Source organism: Microcoleus asticus IPMA8 (assembly GCF_013179805.1).
Lineage (GTDB): Bacteria > Cyanobacteriota > Cyanobacteriia > Cyanobacteriales > Microcoleaceae > Microcoleus > Microcoleus asticus.
Genome location: NZ_SRRZ01000030.1, coordinates 22,583 through 39,382, shown reverse-complemented (window position 1 = coordinate 39,382; position 16,800 = coordinate 22,583). Strand labels below are relative to the sequence as shown.

The window sequence follows — 16,800 nt, the reverse complement described above, 5'->3', positions numbered from 1 at the left end:
ATTGTCCACTACCTCCCCGTCAAATTTTTCAAATGCTCTAATGCTACGCTGCGAATTAAATTGTGCTGTCGCAAGTGTATCTCATCGTCAATTAATTCTTCTTCTACCAAAAAGCGATCGCGCAACGCCTCCAAAGCTAACTCTTGCTTCTCCTCATCACAATCCCAATCTTCCAAATGACTCAGCCAAAACTCCTCCGGTACGGCACAGCGATACGCAGAAGCTTCGCAAAGCAATCTATAGGCATTCAAAACATCTTTTTTTAATCTCTCAAACGTCTTTTCCAGCCGGAATCGCACATTTTTTCGCAATTCGCGAGTATATCGATCCAGTCGCCAGTCGTCATCTGCTGATGAGGTTATTCCTTTGGTCTTAGCTTCCTCAATTGCCTTCTCCACTTCTTCAATTTCATGCCCGTATTTATTCCAATAACCTGCCACGTTGCCATCAAAAGGCTGACTGCCAATTTCCCCAGCAATCACCCGCAAAGCCAAAGGATGCCCCTCATAAACAGCGCCGATTCGTTCTAAATAGGGTTTGTTTGGTGAATCTATATCAACCTCTAGTCCAGTTTTATCGAACAAGGCTAACTGTTCTGATGGTGTCAGTCCCCTCAATTCTTGGCGATACCAGAAATTTTTATAACGGGCCGGAATCTGCTCTGGCAAATCCTGCGATGTTACGATGATACGACTTTGGAAAGATTCTACTGCCAAAAAAGTTTCAAAAAATTTTGCCCACAACTCATCCTGAAAACCATTCCAGCCTGTTTCTTCATTTCCTTTTAAAATCAGTTCCAGAGAATCTATCACAACCAAATACCGATTTTCTCGCAATCGCTTGACCAATCGATTCAGCAACCGCTGTGTATCTTTGCGGTCATCTGGCGTAATGCGTTCTCCCCACTTTTCCAACCATCGAATCGCCACACTAGCAAAATCAGAAGGTTGCTGTTGATTTTCTAAATTCTCTTGATGAAACTTACGATCGTCGTCTTGCAACTCCACCGCCAATCTTTCAGCTAAAGCCGTTTTACCAATTCCCGCGATGCCCAGAAGAATTAACAGGCGACACGAACCCTGAACCTTCGGGGCGAGTTGACTAATCAGGTCTTTTCGACCAACCCAAGCATCGTCACAAGCAAAAAACTCTGCTCTCGAATCTGTCTGAGACAAGGGACTATCATCAACAATATCTTCCCAGTTATCCACTTCTACAGCCTTGCAAATATTGACAAAAGCATCCTGCCCAATAGGAATCCGCCGCCAAAATCGGTTTAAAACTGATTCTGAAGTTTTCGCCTCACCCCACCAGCGAGAAGCTTTTTTGTTCAAACCTTTTTTTCGCCTTGCCCGATCGACTATTTCCAAACCAGATTCCGATGCTCTTAGACTAGCTGCCATGCTGATTTTTTAACCTTCAGTAACCATATTTAACTTATAACATCTGCCAATTTGTGGCGCGGCTCAATTTTGGCTCACTTTTGGATACAGCGCCAGAAGTGCGTTGAAATAGAGCCGTCAAGCCTTTGCTGTTCAAGGAATATAGAGATGGGAAGCAAGTTAGGCGATATCGACTTATTCCCAATTCTCACCTCCACTATGGATTAAAAAAAATGCAGGACTACAAACAATTGACATTGGCTGATGAAGTGAGCGCACAACTTCAAAAATTACTCTCTGAACCCTCCCACAGCATCGAACAAGCAGAAAAATCACGCCTAAAAATTCGCGCACTACTGGAGTTGCAAGAATTCTTTAAGCTGGTGTGAAAAAACTCTGTTTTACTCATATAAAAATATATGTGGTTTCTGGAAACCGCTATCAGCCCAAGAAGTTGCCATCAATAAAATTTGTCGCGTTTCCTGCTTAGGGAATGCGACCTTTTTGTTGCATAGAAACAAAAGAGCGATCGCCCTCAATCAATCAATCAATCAATTCCGCTTCTTCAAAAATCTGTCTAGTCGTCAACTCCAAACCAGGCAGCAACTCATCCAAAATTACTGTATTATCCGTATAAACTTGACTAGAACCATCTGTCAAAAAACTTTTTATTAAAATAGCCTCTGGATCTATCACCCAAACTCGCGGAACGCCCGCCGCCAAATAATCTTTCGCCTTCTCTTCAAATTCCTTCATACTTTGATCGGGCGATATAATCTCAATCACCAGTTCAGGAATTGCAGGACAAGCTTCATTTCGCCGCCAACTTTTCGGCAGACGTTCATAAGAAATGTACGTTAAATCGGGAACAGGTGCCCAATCTTTATCCTGACGTTTTAACAAAATTGCCCATTCTGGAAGCACTCGCCCGCGTCCTTTACACCATACACGAATCAGGCGACACAAAGCTCCCTGTAAACTGGAATGAAAAAATTTTGGAGACACTTTAGGAACTGCTTCACCATCTACAAACTCACAATATACATCTCCGTCGGGCAAAGCTAGAAATTCTGCTAAAGTGAGTTTGGTTCCGATGCCTACCATGACTCCCAGCCCTCTCGCTAATTAACTCAAATATCAATTATACAAAATTTCCCAACTTTCCTAGAAGTACGATCGCCCCTCAGCCTCTATTCCAAAAACAGAATAACAAAATCCCCGACTTCTTAAAGAAATCGGGGATTTAACCGCGATCGCATTTTAGGTTAGACGTTTCGCCTGTTTTTATGCCAAAACTGGCACGGGCTGCGGCCAACGTCCCATGACTTTACCAATTACCGCCAATTCTTCCATCAACTTGTCGAACTGATCCGGTGTTAAAGATTGCGGCCCGTCAGACAAAGCTTTTTTGGGATTCGGGTGCACTTCAATCATCAGCGAATCAGTACCAGAGGCGATCGAAGCAAACGCCATTGACGGTACAAACTGCGCCCAACCGGTGCCGTGACTGGGGTCAACCATCACCGGTAAGTGAGTCAGGGTTCGCAATACTGGTACTGCGGACAAATCTAGCGTATTGCGCGTATACTGCCTGTCATACCCGCGAATTCCGCGCTCGCACAAAATCACGTTCGGATTGCCAGAAGCCATGATATACTCAGCAGCCATCAACCATTCTTCAATGGTGGCGGAGATGCCGCGCTTCAGCAAAACGGGTTTGTCTTGAGCTCCGACTTTCTTCAACAGTGAGAAATTCTGCATATTTCTCGCCCCGACTTGGATTACGTCGGCTACTTCTACGATCGCACTTAAGTCGGCCGCATCCATAACTTCTGTGATAATTCCCAAACCGCTAGCTTCCCGGGCCGCAGCTAGCAATCCCAAAGCACTCTCGCCGTGGCCTTGGAAAGCATAGGGGGAAGTTCTCGGTTTGTACGCGCCACCGCGCAGAAAATGAGCTCCAGCAGCTTTGACGCGCATTGCCGTTTCGACAATCATTTCTTCGTTTTCGACCGAGCAAGGGCCTGCTACGATCGCGATCGGGTGATTTAGGCCGATCGTCACAGTTCCTAAAGGAGTAGAAACTTTTACTGCGCTGGGTTCTCCTTGGCGGTACTCCAGAGAAGCGCGCTTGTAGGGTTTTTCCACGCGCAGCACTTCTTCAATCCAGGTGCTCATTTCGCGCAGTTGCAGAGGTTCGAGATCGACGGTATCGCCTACCAAACCCATGACGGTTTTGTAACGGCCGACTATTTTTTCTGGGATCAAACCCCATGTAGTGCGGAGGTCTTCGTCTAGTCGATCGATCTCGGCTTCTGGAGTGCCGGCTTTCATTACAATAATCATATTTTTTTTGCCTTTTCTGTTGGGCTAGACACGGATTATGACACGGATGCACTGAGAAAAATAGATGCAATGGGTGATCGAGAATCTATTTATATCAGTATTATTAGCAATGTTGTGGGGCGGGTTCTTGTTCCCTCCCCAAGGACAAACTCTAGATGGTTAACAGCTTAGTTTTTAGCTAATGACTAATGACTAACTTTTTGGCTTGGCGGCGCGCCACGCTTCTCGCATCCTGCCAAAATTGGTATTAAATTCTTCCCACCCCAGAGTGCTTCCTGAAACTTCTTCATCCCAGGAAGCCGAGAGGACTCCGTAACTCAATCCCAGAACCCCTAGACCAAAACAGCCCATGCTTACCAGTAATACTGCTGTGTTGGGCAGGTCAAACAAGCCGTTGCTGACTACCAAATAGCTTACAAAAAATGTGGAAATTCCCAGGAGGGTCGGTATGCCGCAGAATACCGCTATGCGGGATATCATGCGTTTGCTAACTGCTTCTGGGATGGATTGCGCCTGTTTTCCGGTTTTGTTAGCTTTGGGCTGCTTCTGGGCAGAATCAGACTCTAAGGCTGCGTTTGCTTGTGGTTCTGGGGGCTTTTTAGGCGTTTTTTTACGATTTGTTGCCGGTTCAAAGGGCAAGCGCTGGCGGGGTGGTTCGGAGGACATATTTTATCTCTAACCTGAAATCTCGAACATTTTTCAATAAGTCTTGGTGTTTGTCCAAGATTAAAGAATATTGTCGCAAATTTTGGCTTTGGTGTTTAGCCGCGAATGCCTAGACGGGCAATCAATGCTTTGTAGCGATCGGCATTTTGCTTTTGGATGTAGGCCAGCAGGCGCTTGCGGCGGCTGATCATCATCATCAAACCGCGCCGGGAGGCGAAGTCTTTTTGGTTGATTTTCAGGTGGGCGCTGAGTTTGGTGATGCGATCGGTCAGCATGGCGACTTGGACATCTGCTGAGCCGGTATCGGTTTCATGGGTTTGGTAATCGCCCATGATTTCTAGTTTGCGCTGTTGTGTAAGTGGCATGAATTGATTTTATGTTTTTTTGTACGATGTCACAATCTCCAATGATATCACAGGTGATCGACAAGGGTGCAGCGTGCGGGATGAAATTTTTGCTGCAAGAGTTCGCAAACCGAGATATAAACGGAGGAGACGGCAGTGCCGTGTCCCTACAATCGATCGGGGTAGGGAAACGGCACTGCCGTCTCCTCATCATTCCGGCACAGCCGGAATTGATATTAATCCCATTGCTGGGAAAAGTAAATTGCAACTGGAGCTGTTGAAGATTGGACAACCGACAACTTCCAGTTTCAATCCCCTTGCGGGGACAAATAAATTGCGACTCTAAGTGCGCTAAATCCTCTAACTCAGGCAGATGTGAGTTTCAATCCCCTTGCGGGGAAAAGTGAATTGGGACACATTGGCAACAATTCTGTACCGAGATTACAGCCGGCCAGTTTCAATCCCCTTGCGGGGAAAAGTGAATTGCGATTTTAAGAAACAAACACCAGTGTATTGACAGAATCAATAGGTTTCAATCCCCTTACGGGGAAAATTGAATTGCGACAGAACTAAAGATGGTGTACAAAAAGAACATAAAGAAGTGTTTCAATCCCCTTGCGGGGAAAAGTGAATTGTGAGTATACTTGAAGGATTTGTTATTAATGATTTAATGATGTTTCAATCCCCTTGCGGGGAAAAGTGAATTGCGACTTCTAACAGAAGCTCCTACTGGTCAAACTTACGTCATAATGTTTCAATCCCCTTGCGGGGAAAAGTGAATTGCGACTTTGTTATGCGTCCAGCCAGGTATTGTTGCAACTTGCGTTTCAATCCCCTTGCGGGGAAAAGTGAATTGCGACTAGGAACTACTTCCTACGCAGCTAATCAAGTAATGGGGTTTCAATCCCCTTGCGGGGAAAAGTGAATTGCGACTTCGGGTATAACTTCCTCCTCCTGATGATGGGGTGTGGGGTGTTTCAATCCCCTTGCGGGGAAAAGTGAATTGCGGCCCCTCGTTGTGAAAGCCGTGCCCAGTAAAGGCTCCAGAAGCCGTTTCCGATCGCCTCTGATGCTGAACTCACTTAGAGCCGAAAATCAGCTCCCAAAAATCGATGAAACCCTTACTGAACAAGAAAACGGCTGCCTCCACCAGAGAATCGGTGTTTCAGCCATTTAGCGAGGAGATCGCACATCTAAATGATTGAAGCGCTAAAACACTGCTCTAATCTATTTAATTTTCTAGGTACTGGTGCTGTTTATTTAGATAGTAATTAACACGACAAGTTTGTATTGGCTTGTGTAATTTACAATCACAATTTAGCAATGGCGTGATGTTAACCTAGATTTCTATGGCTGTCAAGTGTCAAAAAAAACACTTTCAGACAACGATCGAAGTTGGCGCTTGAGTCACCGACGGGCCAGAACCCCAAGTTTCTACCTGCCCGATCGCCCGCGTTGACAAGGCATAAAAACGGATGTTATCTTCATCCAAATTGACCCGTCCCCGCAGGCGAGTGCGAAACTCCTCAAACTGACGCTGAGACAGGGCACACTCAAAAACCATAGTATTAAGCAGAAAACTATCGGCTCAAATAGGCGATAGCCTCACGTATCCAATCATCGGCATTACCTTTTGCGCACAAAGTGCTGTCTTGACTGAGGGTTTGCAGCGCTTGCAAGACTTCAGCCGCAGTGTATCCCATCGCCAGCAGGATCATCTCGACTTCTTCTTGAATAGCTGGGGGGACTCCGGCGGCGACTGAAGTTGTCAAACCTGCTTGCTGTCGCCATTCCGAGAGTTTGCTTTTGAGTTCGAGGGCAAGACGTTCTGCGGTTTTTGTACCCACGCCCGGAGTTTTGGCGAGGATGCGGGTGTTACCGCCGACGATCGCCTGGACTAAATCTTGCAATCCTAAAGTATCGAGAAGTGCGATCGCCAGTTGAGCACCGACACCGCTGACACTCGTCAACTGCCGAAACAAATCGCGTTCTGCCGCGCTGCCAAAACCGTACAATACGATTTGGTCTTCCTTAACTTGCTGGTGGGTAAATATTTGGGCGACTTCGCCGGAGGCTGGCAATTGACCGGTCACGCGGGGCAAAATTTGGATTTCATAGCCAATTTGATTGACTTCGAGAGTCAAGATGACGCGGTTGCTGCCTTTGGCGATATCGGCGACTGTGCCTTTGAGATAGCTAATCATAGAGTTTATAATACACCGCTATTCGTTTTCATCAAACTCGGCGACGAGGCTGCGGATTTCGTTGAGGCTGATATCTGTTCGATTCCCTGCCCTTCGGGAACCCCTACGGGAAGATAGCTTCGCTTCACGGATTTTGAGTAAATGGTTCACAAAAGTACGATCGACGCTGATTCTACTTGATAAATTATGCGCTCATCTAAAATCTAAAATCTAAAATCTAAAATCTAAAATCTAAAATCGATCGATTCTCTCCCACAGTTCCGAGATTAATCTCGTTTGTCCGGTTTTAGCTTCCTGCAACGCTCTTTTGAGACTAGCTTTTACTTCTTCAACTGGAGTATCGTCGGGGTCGTCTTCAGCTTCATCTGTAGGTTCGGGAAGAAGGACGATAATTCGCACGGGGCCCGGAGTGTCTAGTGTTAAAGGTCGAGCGAGCAATAATTGACCTTTTTCGTCGATCGTTCCTGTGACTTCAAAGGCTTTCATGTGTTTTACCTTGATTTTTTGAAATTAATACTATTATATAACCCTGCACCAGGGAGTTTTTTTTTAATTCAAAATAAGATGATGTTTAACCAAAGACAAATCCGTCTTGCCAAAATTCACAACCAAAGCCACATTGAAATTTTCCAACGATTTGACAAACCACATAATTTCATTAGAAGCTTTACCTTCATAGTGATTAAACAAAATAGAAAATCGCTTTTCCAACTCTGGTTTAACTTTGCCCGAAAGTAGAACGAGTTTGAACATTAAACCCATAGTCCTGCTGGCGCCGAGGTTGTACACCAAGTCGTAAAAAACGTAGTGGCTGGGATGTTGGGAATTTTCCACTACTAAGAAGTTGAACAACTGGTGGCAAGTCCGAACTAACAATATATTATTGAATTTAACCGAGTCATTTTCTCGCAATGTATTTTTGATTTGCTTGTACAAACGGTCATTAAATTGACGCCCGCCGTATTCTGGTTCGACCGACGATATTAAATATTCATATAAATCCACTTTAAATGAACCGTAAGATGGAGTTTTTCTGGAATCTCTCAGGAAAAATTGAGCCGCTTCTTTGTAGCTGCGATCGCCTGCTACTACTTTTCCCGCAAATTCTCTGACCGCTAAGTGCAGTTCTGCATCGTTCAAAAGTGTGGGATTAGCTGCCCGCTGCACAATGCCTATTTCTGTATTTCTCGGCTCAACCAAATAATTTAAATATTGAGACAAATGTATTTCAAATTGTCGCTGTCTTTGAAATGCCAGTTTTTTGATAGTTTGTTGGTCTTCCTCAATGCTGTCCTTGCTCAGTAGAGAATGGCCGTACAAATAAGGATACCGACAGATCAATTCGCCCAAAGGAGAATCTGTATCTTGTTTCTGCTGTTCCGCCTCTCTATCTAAGGCTTTTACTAAGCGCTCTATGGTCTGGAATTCTTCACTTTGAGTAAAGAAAGCTATTTGTTCTTGCAAGCGCTTGACTATGTAAAATTCCATCCCGAATCTGGGAGAAGTCTGCTTAAATAAAGCTACCAACTTTGCGATAGCCAAGTGGTTTTGGGAATGCAATTGCCAGCGGTTAATCGGGATGTAGCAGCAGCGGTGGAGGATATATTTAAAGTCGTAATTTGCTCGCTTGACTGAGACTATACTGTACAAAGTTGCTTCAATCTCTCGATCGGGATAGCCCATGCCGTCGATAAATAGCTTTCGGAACCGTTCGATCACCTGTGCGGGGGATTCCGTTTCCACGCAGGAGACGATGTGATCGTACAATCTCTGTTCGTTGCTGCCAGTTGGAACACTCTCTGAGGGCGGGGTGAGGATGCTGCTGCCTGCATCGGTGTCTGCGCTGCTGTCTGCAACTTGTGCGACAACGACTGTCGGTTTTTCTTCAAAAGTTCGATCGGGATTCAAGAACCAATAGTGTTCTTGGCTTAATTGTTTGTTCGCAGCCCAATCCAAAGCTGACTGCAAACTTTCCCCTGTCAATAACAGCGATTCATCTTCGCGGTCAGAAGCCAGCCATGCTGCTAGCGCGGAGCGGTACGGAGCCAATTTTCCAAGCTCTTTTTCTACCCAGAAACGATTAAAAACTGACTGATAAATTAGGTTGGCAACTATTAATTTACCGTGAGATTTAACAACCAGTCCTGACAGTTGCAATTCGATTTTTTCGGGAGAGTAATCTGCTGGTACTCCCTGCGATTCCCCCGGTTTTGTTGGCTGGGGCGGTTGCAAAATTTGCTGGTACAGCGTTAACAGCCGTGTGAGGTCGCAGTGGCTGTGGAAAATGCGATCGCGAATTGGTGTCAAATGTTGGGGTTCGTCTTCTTCTTCCCAATTTTTAATAATTCTGTGTTTGACCAGTTTTTCAACCTGATGAGCTTCGGAATTTCTGCCAATAAAAGGCCCGTATTCAAGTACCAACTGGCAAACTTTTTGAGTTAGAAACGGTTGCCCGCCCGTCCAAGCTAATATTTCTTGGAGCACTTTTTGGGGGCGAAAAGCTTTGAGAGCCAATCCTTTTGCTAGCGGCAAACTTTCGTGCAGTTGGAATCGACTTAAATGAATCTGCCGTCCAATATTAAAAGGGTTGCAGCTTGGATCTCGGATCAATGCTGAGGGGGCTACTACTCCCATAACAGCAAAAGTCAGGCGATCGTATTCCGGTTGCTCTGCCCGCTTGGAGTAACAAGCCCGGATCAAAGCAAAAAAATCACTGGTACTGAAATTTAGGCTGCTGATGCTGTCAATGTCATCTATGAAAATTACCAGATTTTGCTGAAGTGACTTGAGCAAAACTTTTTCGATAAATATCTCCAATCGCTGCACCGGCGATAGCAGTTCGCGATCGTTCCACCACTTGATGGCATCAAACCTGTTTGTGAGGTGCAAACTGCTTGCCATGCGGTACATGATTGCGGCATACCACTTTTGGGGGGAGATATTTGGGCTGCTGATGCTTCTCAAGTTGACGGCGGCAAAAGCTGTACCTTCTGCTTGCAACATTTTGGCCGTTTGCACTAGCAGGCTGGACTTGCCCATTTGTGGCGAACTCAACACGTAGCAGAAGTCTCCGGCTTTGAGCCCTTCGTAGAGTTCGCTGTCGGCAGATCGCCTGACATAGGTGGGCGCACCGGCAGGCAAATATCCTCCGACTTGATATTGGTAGGTGGAGTTGACTTCTGCTGTCATCTGGGAATTCATCAAGATGCTACGCCCCTATGCTGTGTGATCGAAAGGTTACAAAATTCCAATTATTGCCAGCTTAATATTGTTTAAAATTTTTGTTCCTCTTTCTCTATTATCTACTAGCTCAGCTTTCTCCTGGTCAATCTTTACCGTATCTTTGCAAGCGTTTGCCGCAAATCCTACGATCGGCTGAATTTTACCCCGGCAATTGATTCTTTACGCTCGTTCACATAATTGATGAATTTTCACCCGATCGGATTGAAAACGCTAAAATGCCCTTTTTTTCACATTTTTTTACAATAATACTTTAAAAATCACTCGGTGGTATGATGTTGCCAGGGAAACTCATAACCGCAGCGCCGTCAACCTTCTGCCTTCAGATCCGCCTGCCGGATGCCGGATCAAAACGCTGAGCAAGGCTGCCAATAAAAAACCCCAGCGTTTTGCTGAGGACTGCTTGAGTGGGAGATATCGTTAATCTGCGTTTTTTTTAGTTGACTTAGATTGCATGGAATTCCATGCTGCTGACTTTCCCCGGGCTTTCGCGTTCGGGGATTCCTAAGAACAAACTTTTCAGGATAAATCCACAAAAAGTTTAATTCTTAAAGGCGTTGTCAGAACCCGGCAAACCACTCGCTCAACTATAAAAGTTAAGTCTGTGGCTAATTGTAGAAGATGCGCCCTGATGGCTTAACTACCCGATGGATTAGCACCCTGATGGCATAACTCCCTGATGGATCGGCGCCCTGATGGCTTTCGCTCCACTACCCAAAAGATTCGGGTTGGTAGATGATCGTGGACGTTAGTAACACGTCACTTCCGGCGTTTCCGATCGCAGCGGGTGTGCCTGTCTGAATTGATTATGGCAGGCAGATTTATCAGAAGACAAGTGGGTTATTGCATCAACCCATTTCTGACAGATCGGGTTAGCCAAAAAGTGTCAATCTACGAAAATCAGGGTCATCGAACATGAAAAACAGCATCTTAGTATTAGGGGTAATTGCCTCGGCTGGCTTCGGCTTTTTCGAGGCAGGCAGCGCCAGCGCTTCTGCGATCGCCCCACAACCTTCATCAACCAGCAGTTTGACGGCTTGGGAGAGTCGTCCCGACTTTAACTACACTGGAACGAATGAGGATGGGGAGCAAGAAGAGGTAAAAACGGGTAAAGGCAGGAAATAATTGGCGCTATAGTGTGATTCGCTGTTGTGCGGTTGTGGTTGTGGTTGTGGTGGCGTTTGTTGTCGCAACCGCCTCGGATCGAGGCGGTTAAAACTCGATCCCAATAATCAGTCTACCTAATCCCAGTGGGGGTCAGTTTCTGAGAACCGTGGATGGGAAAATAAACAGGTAAGGCAAGTCTGTCGGTGCAGTTTCCCCGCCTATAAACTTCCTTACCTTCTGATGTTCGGGATTCGGATCTGGCAAAATCGTATTTCATCTCGTAAAAACCCAATGGAAAATACTCTCGAAACTACCCGCAGACAGCGCGTATTGACAAGAACCCAGGAACGGCGTCAGGCGACACCCAAAGAAAAACAGTTGATTCACCTGCTAGCCAATATGGCTTGCAGTTTGATTAAATACGACTACAAACACGCAGCCGGGAAGGGAACCCTCCCGCCTTCGGAAAGCAAGCGTTTAGCGGAATGGCACTACCTGCGAGTTCAGCAAATCCGCCGGATCGAACGCTCGTTGGAGCCCGTAGCGACCCTCAAGCGCGTTTACTACAAGAGCATCCTCAGTCCGAGGGATCTGAAGTCTTTGAAACTTCTGTGGCTTGAGGAGGACAAGAACCGGGTCAAACGGGTCGATCCTGACTTGGACGACATCCTCAGCGAAGCTTTGGATCGGGGAGATACTTTAAAACAGCTATTTCACTCGATCGAAGTCAAAGAACGCACGTTTGCTCCAACTCCTCGCCCCGGCGCCGTGCCGCTTTGGGTCAAAGAGTGGGAAGACTCGGAATATGACATAAACTTTTTTCCGCCTTCGTTCTCTGCATGGGTTTCGATCGTGGACGACTAGCTTCAAGACAAACTCTTTGACATGGCATCGATCGTAAATTTTAGATGGTAGACTTATTTGCGATTGCTGCCATTGGCCAAGAGTGTGCGGGCGTGAGGCTTAACTAGCCGGCATTGCGCGCAGGCATCCGAGTACAGAGAAGTGAATCGGAGTCAGTACCATTGTACAATGGGGGAAAACCAGGGCTTCAGCTAATAGCTGATAGCTGATAGCTGATAGCTGATAGTTTCTCATGACTGACTCGATTTCAACTTCTCCTCTAGACTCGGCAGCCGATACAGCCGAACTCCGCTCTCAGTTGAGGTCGGGTTCGGAAAAAGCTCAACTGCAACTGCTGCAACAACAAATAGCAGATTCCGGTTGGGATGTATTGATGGAATTTTTATTAGAGCGCAAGTCAGAGGCACCGACTGCGGTAATGGGTAAGGCTTACCAAATTCTTTACAGTGCTAATTCTCCGAGAGCGGCGGAGTTTTTGCAAGCGAATTTTCCGACTGGGCTCGTGCCGCTGCGATCGGACTCTAACATTGATTACACTCCCCTGCAACAATTATTGGCATTACAGGAATTTCAAGAAGCCGATCGCTTAACTTTAGACAAGCTTTGTGAATTGGCGGGTGATACAGCTTTGCAGAGAAAGTGGCTGTATTTTACGCAAGTTGAGAGTTTGCCCGTGGCGGATTTGCAAACAATTAATACGCTGTGGAAAGTTCATTCCGAAGGCAAATTTGGCTTTTCGGTGCAGCGGGAAATTTGGCTGAGTTCGGGCAAGAATTGGGATAAGTTGTGGCCGCTAATTGGCTGGAAGAAGGGAAATAATTGGACGCGGTATCCGCAAGAATTTATTTGGGATTTGAGCGCGCCTAGGGGTCATTTGCCGCTGTCGAATCAGTTGCGGGGAGTGCAGCCGTTTTCGGCTTTGATGGCTCATCCGGCTTGGGTGAAGTGAATGGTTTGGCGCCTTTTGGAGAATGTGGGGCGGGCTGGATGTTCGGCGCCACATTTGTTGGTGAGGGAGTGTTGGATTTAACCACAGGGATTCACACGCGTCCCCCCTGTTCCACTGTTGTGCAGGTATTCACAGGCCGGACTCCTGTTCCACAGAGGAAGAGAGGGCATAGGATCGGGCTTTAGGAAAGTTGGGAAATTTTCTATAATAGACTTCTCCCATCGTTCAAATCCCTTCCCCCGCTTGGTTGCTGGCGGACGGTTCCGGAGGGGACTGTCAGGCAGCAACCAACGCTTAAATAAAGATTTCAACGGTTTGTCTAATAAGAACTACCCAATTTTATGACCTAATTTTTACTGTTTTTTTTCAGCTTGTAGCGACTTTTATTGACACATAACGAGCGCCCGCGCGATCGCCCGGGTAGAATTGGACGGTACGGCGGATGCGATCGTTTTAAGGCGGGGCGGCGGTTCTGCGGAAGATTTGCCTTGTTTTAATGATGAGAGAGTTGTCAGGGCGATCGCGAATTGTGCGATTTCAATTATTACAGGCATCGGGCACAAAGAGACGAATCTCTCGCCGATTTAGCAGCAGATAAACGAGCCAGCACTCCCACTGCGGCGGCAGTTCAATCTGTACCAATTTTAGCAGATATTTACTTTGAAAACAAGCAGCAAATGCTCTATTTAGCAAACGCTGTGCGGGCAAGATTTCAGACAGAAGAAGAGCATTTGCAACTGTTACAAAATCGATTTGAAGCAATTATCGATCGGGTGGAATCGGGAGAGTTGCCTCTAGAGGAGGTTTTCGAGCAGTTTGCGGTGGCTGTGGAGTGTTTGCAGGAGTGCGAAAGATTTTTGGCGCGGGGGAAGGAACAGATGGATTTATGGATTTGTCGATCGAGCTTTTGGCCGCGGAACCAGATTTTTAACCGGAGATAAACTCGGATTAGTGTGGATGAAATATGTTGATTTGTTATTGGATAATTTGTGCGATAGTGTCATTGAGGAATCGAGGACACGGCAATGCCGTTTCCCTACCCCAAAACAATCAATTCTTCCTCGCTTTTTATGTAACCATTGCCCGATTAATTGTAGGGACACGGCAGTCCCGTGTCCTGATTGTGGGTAATATCAATTCCGATATCACCGGACATGATATAACGTGTTTTTTGACACAATCAAACACCACAAATCAATGCAAACCCTGACAAATAAACCCCGACCAATAAATCAAATTATCAAAAGGATTTGACATACTGTAAAGATTTTTTGCCAAACTTTCATATCCTTTCTTCCGTTCCTGAATCTGATTCTCCTGCTTCACTATTTCCTTCAACTTCTTATCCAACTCCTTAAACTCATCCGTCCCCTTACTGTAGGATTTCTGCCGCAATCTTAACTCCTTCCTTTCCTGTTGAACCGCAGCCAATTCCCCCTCTAACTTCCCAATAATTGTCTGAAGCAACGGATCGATTTGCGGTTGATAAAGCTCTTTCAACTCCGCCCCCGAAATTGTCCGCAACCTCACCTGTGCCCGCCACAAAGCCTCTGGACGACTCAAACCTTCCCGACGATACTGATAGTAAAAAATTGAAAACAACGAAGTAGCAAAATCATCCACCGCCCACAAAGTGCTGACCACACTCCGAGCTCCCGCACACAAAAACCCCGTTCCCAAACTAAGAAGATTATCCGTAATTTCCGTCCCTCCTAAATTAGTTTCGCAGCAGGACATAAAGACATCGGATAACTGCGGCAAGCGCCAACCAGGTGTCATCAATTCCCCTAACGTGATAATCCCGTCTCCTAAAAACAATCGCGATTCTAAAGGATTGTCCAAACGCGAGACAGCGTGGTGGCTGGAGTGGATTACATTCACATTTTGGGCGAGGTTTCGATAGGCTGCGACTGTTGCTTGTTGACTTCCTTTTAAGCGCTCAGGTTTGGTCACAATTTCGGCAATTTGTTCGCACTCAAAAGGAGTGAAGTACAAATCATCAGTGGCATTTTCCACAATCCCGTATTTGGGCGAGTCGATGGTTTCGTCTTTACTGCAATACTCCAAAATTCTGCAACTGGGAACGTAACGAATCAGGAAATAATCGCTAAGAACCCCCCCCGGCCCCCCCTTGCTAAGGGGGGGAGAAAGAAGAGATTCTTGTTCCTTGGCAAGCGCAGAATCCAGATTCTTAAGCCCCCCCTTAGCAAGGGGGGGTTGGGGGGGTTCGATCGGCAATGCCGCCAGCGGAATCTGATGCAAAAACAAATGCGGAATCACAATCAATTCCTGAATCCCATCCAAACAATTACCAATCAACTCATCAACTTTTAACCGCCGCGACAACTGAAACAAAAACTCACCCATCCCCTGTTGCCAAATTTTCCTATCCAGCAAATAAGGCGACAACCAACTCTCGCGAATCCACTTCTGAAAATTTCCCAAACCCTCTCCGTGACAAGTGTGAATCTGCGGCGCTTTATCCTTGTAAATCACAAAAACATGAGTGTCATCAGTCGTGGTATAAAAACAGAGAATCGCCGTCTGCGAATTGTCAATGAGTTTCTGCATCGCCGCAAACTGCATCGGATCGACTTGAACTTGTCCCGCTAAAACCGGATCTAAACGGCGGATGTTTTCCCAGATTCGCTGTTTCTGGGCTTCCAATTCTTGAATCTTCTCCGTGTAAGCAAACAACTCTGCCCGACTGCGCGACTGACTCTCCACACCTGCTAATTCTTTATTGCCTTCAGAAGGTTTGCGGAGTTGTTCAACTTCTGCGTCAATTTCCCGCTGCTTCGCCTCAAATTCCTGTAAATACTTTTGCACTGTGGGCGGGATTTCGCTGCTAGCATACAAATCATTGCTGTGCATTAAATCGACTAACCGCTGAGCACGGGTTCTGTCGCAATATTCTATGGCTTTTTCCAGTTGATTGCTGTTGACGCAAGCTTGAATTGCCTTTTCGTAAACACCTATAGATTCTGCTAAAATCTGCTGGCGGATATCATCGGAAGTTGCCCAACTTCTGCTTTTTTCTACTGCTTGAATTGCTTTCTCGAATCCTTCCAGGGCGATATCCCAAAAACCAGCAGTGAAAGCGGTATTGCCGAGGTTTCTACCTGATTGCAAGCAGTCTAAAGGGAAAGCAGTAGGAGTGCGAATTTCTAATGCTAAGCGAAAACAGGCGATCGCCTCTTCTATATTCGCCGCCCTGACTCCTTCTATTCTGTCACTATAGGCATTCCCCAAATTGTTTTGAGTCGCTGCCCATTGTTCGGGATAATTCTCGGGGGTACGGACTTTTAATGCTTCCCGAAAACAGGCGATCGCCTCTTCTATATTCTTTGCCCTGACTCCTTCTCTGTCACCATAGGCAGTACCCAAATTGTTTTGAGTCAATGCCCATTGTTCGGGATAATCCTCGCGGGTATAGACATCTAAAGCTAGCCGATAACAGGCGATCGCCTCTTCTAAATTCGCCGCCCTGACTCCTTCTATTCTGTCACAATAGGCACTACCCAAATTGTTTTGAGTCCCTGCCCAATCTTTGGGATAATTCTCGGGGGTACGGACTTTTAATGCTTCCCTAAAACAGGCGATTGCATCTTCTATATTCTTTGCCCTGACTCCTTCTCTGTCACCATAGGCAGTACCCAAATTGTTTTGAGTCAATGCCCATTGTTCGGGATAATCCT

15 protein-coding genes and 1 pseudogene are annotated in these 16,800 nt (G+C 46.2%); 6 read left to right on the top strand and 10 right to left on the bottom strand.

The window, feature by feature from the left end; translation table 11 throughout:
• Positions 1 to 8: 8 nt before the first annotated feature.
• On the bottom strand, positions 9 to 1,403 hold the full coding sequence (locus E5S67_RS10550) for an ATP-binding protein (protein WP_172186991.1): 1,395 nt from the start codon (positions 1,401 to 1,403) through the stop codon (positions 9 to 11).
• Between the two features lie 212 nt (positions 1,404 to 1,615).
• Here E5S67_RS10550 and E5S67_RS10545 point away from each other — a divergent pair, with 212 nt between their 5' ends.
• Positions 1,616 to 1,771, top strand: a complete 156-nt coding sequence (locus E5S67_RS10545) for a hypothetical protein (RefSeq protein ID WP_172186990.1) — start codon at positions 1,616 to 1,618, stop codon at positions 1,769 to 1,771.
• Positions 1,772 to 1,925: 154 nt separating this feature from the next.
• On the opposite strand, the gene E5S67_RS10540 is transcribed toward E5S67_RS10545, so the two are convergent.
• The 8 genes from E5S67_RS10540 to E5S67_RS10505 all read right to left on the bottom strand — a co-directional run bounded on the left by E5S67_RS10540 (position 1,926) and on the right by E5S67_RS10505 (position 10,131).
• A complete protein-coding gene (locus tag E5S67_RS10540; RefSeq protein WP_172186989.1) occupies positions 1,926 to 2,486 on the bottom strand; it encodes a Uma2 family endonuclease in 561 nt (186 codons plus the stop codon).
• A gap of 180 nt (positions 2,487 to 2,666) precedes the next feature.
• Entirely contained in the window at positions 2,667 to 3,728 is a 1,062-nt protein-coding gene (gene aroF / locus E5S67_RS10535) for a 3-deoxy-7-phosphoheptulonate synthase (RefSeq protein ID WP_172186988.1), read from the bottom strand.
• A gap of 192 nt (positions 3,729 to 3,920) precedes the next feature.
• Positions 3,921 to 4,394 carry a PAM68 family protein gene (locus tag E5S67_RS10530; RefSeq protein WP_172186987.1) on the bottom strand — a complete coding sequence of 158 codons (474 nt, stop codon included), beginning with the start codon at positions 4,392 to 4,394 and terminating at the stop codon, positions 3,921 to 3,923.
• Between the two features lie 95 nt (positions 4,395 to 4,489).
• Complete coding sequence (gene rpsO, locus E5S67_RS10525; RefSeq protein WP_172186986.1) at positions 4,490 to 4,759, bottom strand: 30S ribosomal protein S15; 270 nt, start codon at positions 4,757 to 4,759, stop codon at positions 4,490 to 4,492.
• A gap of 1,357 nt (positions 4,760 to 6,116) precedes the next feature.
• Positions 6,117 to 6,302 carry a CRISPR-associated endonuclease Cas2 gene (locus E5S67_RS10520; protein ID WP_172186985.1) on the bottom strand — a complete coding sequence of 62 codons (186 nt, stop codon included), beginning with the start codon at positions 6,300 to 6,302 and terminating at the stop codon, positions 6,117 to 6,119.
• A gap of 16 nt (positions 6,303 to 6,318) precedes the next feature.
• Positions 6,319 to 6,942 carry a Holliday junction branch migration protein RuvA gene (gene ruvA / locus E5S67_RS10515; RefSeq protein WP_172186984.1) on the bottom strand — a complete coding sequence of 208 codons (624 nt, stop codon included), beginning with the start codon at positions 6,940 to 6,942 and terminating at the stop codon, positions 6,319 to 6,321.
• Between the two features lie 231 nt (positions 6,943 to 7,173).
• Positions 7,174 to 7,428: a type II toxin-antitoxin system RelN family antitoxin gene (locus E5S67_RS10510; RefSeq protein ID WP_172186983.1), complete on the bottom strand. Its 255-nt coding sequence runs from the start codon at positions 7,426 to 7,428 to the stop codon at positions 7,174 to 7,176.
• Positions 7,429 to 7,491: 63 nt separating this feature from the next.
• A complete protein-coding gene (locus E5S67_RS10505) occupies positions 7,492 to 10,131 on the bottom strand; it encodes an AAA-like domain-containing protein (RefSeq protein ID WP_246276719.1) in 2,640 nt (879 codons plus the stop codon).
• Between the two features lie 966 nt (positions 10,132 to 11,097).
• Here E5S67_RS10505 and E5S67_RS10500 point away from each other — a divergent pair.
• The 5 genes and pseudogenes from E5S67_RS10500 to E5S67_RS33270 all read left to right on the top strand — a co-directional run bounded on the left by E5S67_RS10500 (position 11,098) and on the right by E5S67_RS33270 (position 14,043).
• On the top strand, positions 11,098 to 11,307 hold the full coding sequence (locus E5S67_RS10500) for a hypothetical protein (protein ID WP_172186981.1): 210 nt from the start codon (positions 11,098 to 11,100) through the stop codon (positions 11,305 to 11,307).
• A gap of 273 nt (positions 11,308 to 11,580) precedes the next feature.
• On the top strand, positions 11,581 to 12,153 hold the full coding sequence (locus tag E5S67_RS10495; protein ID WP_172186980.1) for a hypothetical protein: 573 nt from the start codon (positions 11,581 to 11,583) through the stop codon (positions 12,151 to 12,153).
• A 232-nt stretch (positions 12,154 to 12,385) separates the two neighbouring features.
• The gene (locus E5S67_RS10490) at positions 12,386 to 13,102 is read left to right on the top strand and encodes a GUN4 domain-containing protein (protein WP_172186979.1); all 717 of its coding nucleotides are present in this window, start codon (positions 12,386 to 12,388) and stop codon (positions 13,100 to 13,102) included.
• A gap of 426 nt (positions 13,103 to 13,528) precedes the next feature.
• Positions 13,529 to 13,875: pseudogene (locus tag E5S67_RS33275) on the top strand (exodeoxyribonuclease VII large subunit); the annotation flags it as partial.
• Complete coding sequence (locus E5S67_RS33270) at positions 13,876 to 14,043, top strand: exodeoxyribonuclease VII small subunit (protein ID WP_339382827.1); 168 nt, start codon at positions 13,876 to 13,878, stop codon at positions 14,041 to 14,043. It begins immediately after the preceding pseudogene.
• A gap of 253 nt (positions 14,044 to 14,296) precedes the next feature.
• On the opposite strand, the gene E5S67_RS10475 is transcribed toward E5S67_RS33270, so the two are convergent.
• The coding region (locus E5S67_RS10475; RefSeq protein ID WP_216670347.1) for a CHAT domain-containing protein at positions 14,297 to 16,800 on the bottom strand (2,504 nt) is incomplete at its 5' end.

What these genes read in the sequence shown, in the direction of transcription:
- E5S67_RS10550 (WP_172186991.1), bottom strand. Translation starts at nt 1,403, where the DNA reads ATGGCAGCTAGTCTAAGAGCATCGGAATCTGGTTTGGAAATAGTCGAT.
- E5S67_RS10545 (WP_172186990.1), top strand. Translation starts at nt 1,616, where the DNA reads ATGCAGGACTACAAACAATTGACATTGGCTGATGAAGTGAGCGCACAA.
- E5S67_RS10540 (WP_172186989.1), bottom strand. Translation starts at nt 2,486, where the DNA reads ATGGTAGGCATCGGAACCAAACTCACTTTAGCAGAATTTCTAGCTTTG.
- aroF (WP_172186988.1), bottom strand. Translation starts at nt 3,728, where the DNA reads ATGATTATTGTAATGAAAGCCGGCACTCCAGAAGCCGAGATCGATCGA.
- E5S67_RS10530 (WP_172186987.1), bottom strand. Translation starts at nt 4,394, where the DNA reads ATGTCCTCCGAACCACCCCGCCAGCGCTTGCCCTTTGAACCGGCAACA.
- rpsO (WP_172186986.1), bottom strand. Translation starts at nt 4,759, where the DNA reads ATGCCACTTACACAACAGCGCAAACTAGAAATCATGGGCGATTACCAA.
- E5S67_RS10520 (WP_172186985.1), bottom strand. Translation starts at nt 6,302, where the DNA reads ATGGTTTTTGAGTGTGCCCTGTCTCAGCGTCAGTTTGAGGAGTTTCGC.
- ruvA (WP_172186984.1), bottom strand. Translation starts at nt 6,942, where the DNA reads ATGATTAGCTATCTCAAAGGCACAGTCGCCGATATCGCCAAAGGCAGC.
- E5S67_RS10510 (WP_172186983.1), bottom strand. Translation starts at nt 7,428, where the DNA reads ATGAAAGCCTTTGAAGTCACAGGAACGATCGACGAAAAAGGTCAATTA.
- E5S67_RS10505 (WP_246276719.1), bottom strand. Translation starts at nt 10,131, where the DNA reads ATGACAGCAGAAGTCAACTCCACCTACCAATATCAAGTCGGAGGATAT.
- E5S67_RS10500 (WP_172186981.1), top strand. Translation starts at nt 11,098, where the DNA reads ATGAAAAACAGCATCTTAGTATTAGGGGTAATTGCCTCGGCTGGCTTC.
- E5S67_RS10495 (WP_172186980.1), top strand. Translation starts at nt 11,581, where the DNA reads ATGGAAAATACTCTCGAAACTACCCGCAGACAGCGCGTATTGACAAGA.
- E5S67_RS10490 (WP_172186979.1), top strand. Translation starts at nt 12,386, where the DNA reads ATGACTGACTCGATTTCAACTTCTCCTCTAGACTCGGCAGCCGATACA.